The sequence below is a fragment of the Caloranaerobacter azorensis DSM 13643 genome, from assembly GCF_900129995.1.
GTDB classification, from domain to species: domain Bacteria; phylum Bacillota; class Clostridia; order Tissierellales; family Thermohalobacteraceae; genus Caloranaerobacter; species Caloranaerobacter azorensis.
Genome location: NZ_FQXO01000120.1, coordinates 1 through 3944, shown reverse-complemented (window position 1 = coordinate 3944; position 3944 = coordinate 1). Strand labels below are relative to the sequence as shown.

Genomic DNA, 3944 nt, shown 5'->3' with positions numbered 1-3944 from the left:
TTAACCTAATGAACCGCCGTATACCGAACGGTACGTACGGTGGTGTGAGAGGTCGGTAGATGAATTAATCATCTACCTCCTACTCGATTAAGTAAGTTTTTTTCTACACAAATTCTTGTAGATAACTGTTTTATTCCTACCTTTTCAAAATCTATTACAATATTTTTATCATCTATAAATTTTATGACTCCTTTACCGAATTTTTTATGTTCTACAGTACTTCCAACTTTGTAATCATATCTTAAAGGTTTTTCTATGGCTTCTATTTCTTGAACGAATCTCGAAGGGAGTACTCTTTCTCCATTTTTAAAATTTATAGTTATCAGATTAAGATTTCTTTTAGTTCTAGTGATTCCTACATAAAATATTCTCCGTTCTTCTTCAAGAGGTTCAATGATATTCGATTCTAATGCTTCAATACTGCTGGACGAAGGGAATTCTCCATCTATTAAATCTATAATATATACACTTTCAAATTCTAATCCTTTTGCTGAATGTATCGTTGAAAGGGTTACCGCATTATTTTTATTAAATCTTGCATTTTCTAGCATTTTAGATAGGCTATCTAATCTTGCTAAAAATTCGTTAATAGAATTAGTTTCTTTTGCAATTATCTTTAATATTGATATTATAGTATTTGAATATTCGAACGAATTGCCGTATTTTCTCGAATTGTCTATAAGAAATCCTCTATATTCAAGTTCGTTCTCTATAAAAGATATTGCATCGTATGCCTTTAGTTTTGATAAATATTTGAAGTCAGATTTTAACCTAATATAATTCCTTTTTTGAAAGTTTTTTAATTCTGGTAGATTTATTAGACTTTCAAAAATGTTTTCTTTTGGTTTTGTTGATTTTATATATTCGACGCTCTTTTTAGAAATATAACCGTTCATTTTATAATATATTCTCTGAAAAGAATCCATATCTGTGTTGTCTAAAGAGAGTTTCAAAAAAGAAATTATGTCCTGACAAACCCAATGTTTAAATATATATAATTTTTTCGTATCTTTTATATAGAACGGAATATTATTTCTTTCGAGTTTATCTATTAAGCCTATTGAAGATATATTATTTCTAAAAAGTACGGCAGTATTAGATAAATCTTTGATTTTCTTTAGTTGATTGATAATATATTCTACTTGTTCGAGTTCGTCATTCAATTTAATAATTTTTATCGGTTCTTTTTCTTCGTTTTTTGTATATAAATTTTTCTTAAACCTGATTTTATTCAATTGTATAAACTTATTGCTGATATCCACGATAGTTTTAGTTGAACGAAAGTTTTCTTCCATAAAGAATATTTTTGCATCAGGATAATCTATATCTTTAAAATTTAATAGTTCATGGGGTGTAGCCCCTCTAAAACCATAAATAGATTGATCGTCATCAGCCACTACAAATAAATTGTTTTTAGGATATGCTAATAGTTTAATTAGTTTATTTTGGACTTTTGAGGTATCTTGTCCTTCATCTACTTGTATGTAAGGATATCTTTTTCTGCACTGCATGAGAATAATTGGGTTATTTTCTAATATGTTTAGAGAAAGGGTGAGCATATCATCAAAATCGATAAATCCTGCTCTTTTTTTATAGTTTTCATATTCTATAAATATATTGTACAGATTTTTTATACCAAAATTGTTGAAATCGTTAATATCTTCTGGTTTAATCATCATGTTTTTTATATAGCTTATAATGTTTATCAAATCTTCTAATTTTTCATCATTAATCTGTATTTTATTAAATTTATAGTAGATTTCTTTCAATAATAAATTTTTATTTATTTTAGAATCATTACCTTCTAGAAGTTCATATTTTATTCCTTTTATTTTTGAAAAGTACCTTATGACTGAATAAGAGAAACTATGTATAGTCGAGAAGTTAGGTTTTATATTTAATATATTGCCAAAAGTCGATATAAATCTGTTTTTCATATCTGAAGCAGTGGCTTTACTAAATGTAATTGTTAAAATATTGTTTGGATTAATCCTGTGATTTAATATTAAATTTAAAGTTCTACATATAAGAACTGTGGTTTTACCGGCTCCGGGAACAGCTAAAACAATTGCTGGTCCTTCTTTATGTAAGACAGCTTCTCTTTGCTGATTAGTAAGACATATCCCAAATTTTTCATTAAGAAGTTGAAAAAATCTATCTTGCAACAGAAGCTCCTCCTTGAATAAGATTACATTTCATATTTTAACATAACAAAGCCCTGGATAACCAGGGCTTTATATCTATATTAAATTAATATACCTGCAATTGTAGCTGTCATGAATGCAGCAAGTGAACCACCTATTAAAGCTTTAATACCCAATTTAGCTATATCAGAACGTCTTTCAGGAGCTAATCCACCGATACCACCGATTTGAATACCGATTGAACTGAAATTAGCAAAACCGCAAAGAGCATAAGTTAATATGATAATAGTTCTTTGACTTATAGCTCCTTCTTTAATTAATGTTGATAAGTTCGCGTAAGCGAAAAATTCATTTATAACGATTTTCTGACCTAATAAGTTACCTGCTTGAATTACATCGCTCATAGGTACACCCATAATAAATGCTAATGGAGCAAATAATCTACCCAATATCCATTCTAAACTTAAGAAATCAAGACCTATAATTCCACCGAACCAACTTAATAATGAGTTTAATAAAGCAACTAGTGCTATAAAAGCAAGTAACATAGCTCCAACATTCAAAGCTAATGATAAACCTTCACTAGCACCTCTTGCTGCAGCATCTATAACATTTGCATCTAATTCTTCTAATTCAAGATTAACTTTTCCTTTAGTTACTGGCGTTTCTGTTTCTGGAATCATTATTTTAGCGATAACAAGGCTGGCAGGTGCAGACATTATACTAGCAGCTATTAAGTGTCCTGCATCAACTCCCATTGAAACGTATCCAGCCATAACTCCACCTGCAACAGTAGCCATACCACCTGTCATAACTGTTAATAATTCTGATTTAGTCATTGATTTAATATATGGCTTTATTACAAGAGGAGCTTCTGTTTGCCCAACGAATATATTTGCAGCTGCTGATAGAGATTCAGCACCACTTGTTCCCATCAATTTAAGCATTACTTTAGCTAATAATGAAACTACAACTTGCATTACGCCTAAGTGATATAAAATAGTCATAAGTGATGAGAAGAATATTATTGTAGGTAGTATTTGTAGGGCAAATATAAAACCAAAACTTTCTACATTTAGTAAATTACCAAATAGGAAAGCAGTTCCTTCTTTTGTGAAATCAAGTAACTTCGTTACTAAATCGCTCAAATACGTAAAAGCCATCTGACCGGGTGTCCACTTTAAAACTAAAAGAGCAAAGATAATCTGCATAGATGTACCTATTGCTACAAGTTTCCAATTAATTTTCTTCTTATTTTCGGATAATAAGTAAGCGATAAAAATCATTACAAAAATACCTAAAAAACTTACTATTTTCTCCATTTGTATCTCCTTTCTAATTTTTTATCTTTTGATTTTCCAGAAAACAAGAAACGCTTTCCTATTATAGCATAATCCTTTTTGGTTTGCCAAGAAAAAATTTTAGTAAAATAGAAAATAAAAATAGTGCCAAACATATTATAGCAAACGTTTTAATTGTAGAAAACAAGTAAATTATGGAAGAATATGATAAGTAATTAGTATTTGTATTAAAGGTATATCAGACTGCTTATAAACTTATATTTTAAATATTTATGAAAATGAAAGCGAATGCTTGAAAGAATTTAGTTTTTTCTAAATTCGTCCGCATGAGTGTCATTTTCATAAAATATTTTACTTTGTCAATAAGCTCATGTAAATTATTGCGAATATTTAAGAAGCAAAAAATTTAAGTTTCCCCATTTTTTTGAGAAGGAAATAAAAAAGAAATTGTGGATAAGAAAATACGAAGCCATACATTTATCAACAGATTTAATAAATT

The 3944-nt window shown here is 28.8% G+C and carries 2 protein-coding genes; both read right to left on the bottom strand.

Going from position 1 to position 3944, the window contains the following annotated elements; all coding sequences use genetic code 11:
• Nucleotides 1-68 precede the first annotated feature (68 nt).
• The gene (locus tag BUB51_RS12190) at nucleotides 69-2165 is read right to left on the bottom strand and encodes an ATP-dependent helicase (protein WP_143153632.1); all 2097 of its coding nucleotides are present in this window, start codon (nucleotides 2163-2165) and stop codon (nucleotides 69-71) included.
• An 80-nt stretch (nucleotides 2166-2245) separates the two neighbouring features.
• On the bottom strand, nucleotides 2246-3466 hold the full coding sequence (locus BUB51_RS12185) for a NupC/NupG family nucleoside CNT transporter (RefSeq protein ID WP_073198076.1): 1221 nt from the start codon (nucleotides 3464-3466) through the stop codon (nucleotides 2246-2248).
• Nucleotides 3467-3944: the final 478 nt, after the last annotated feature.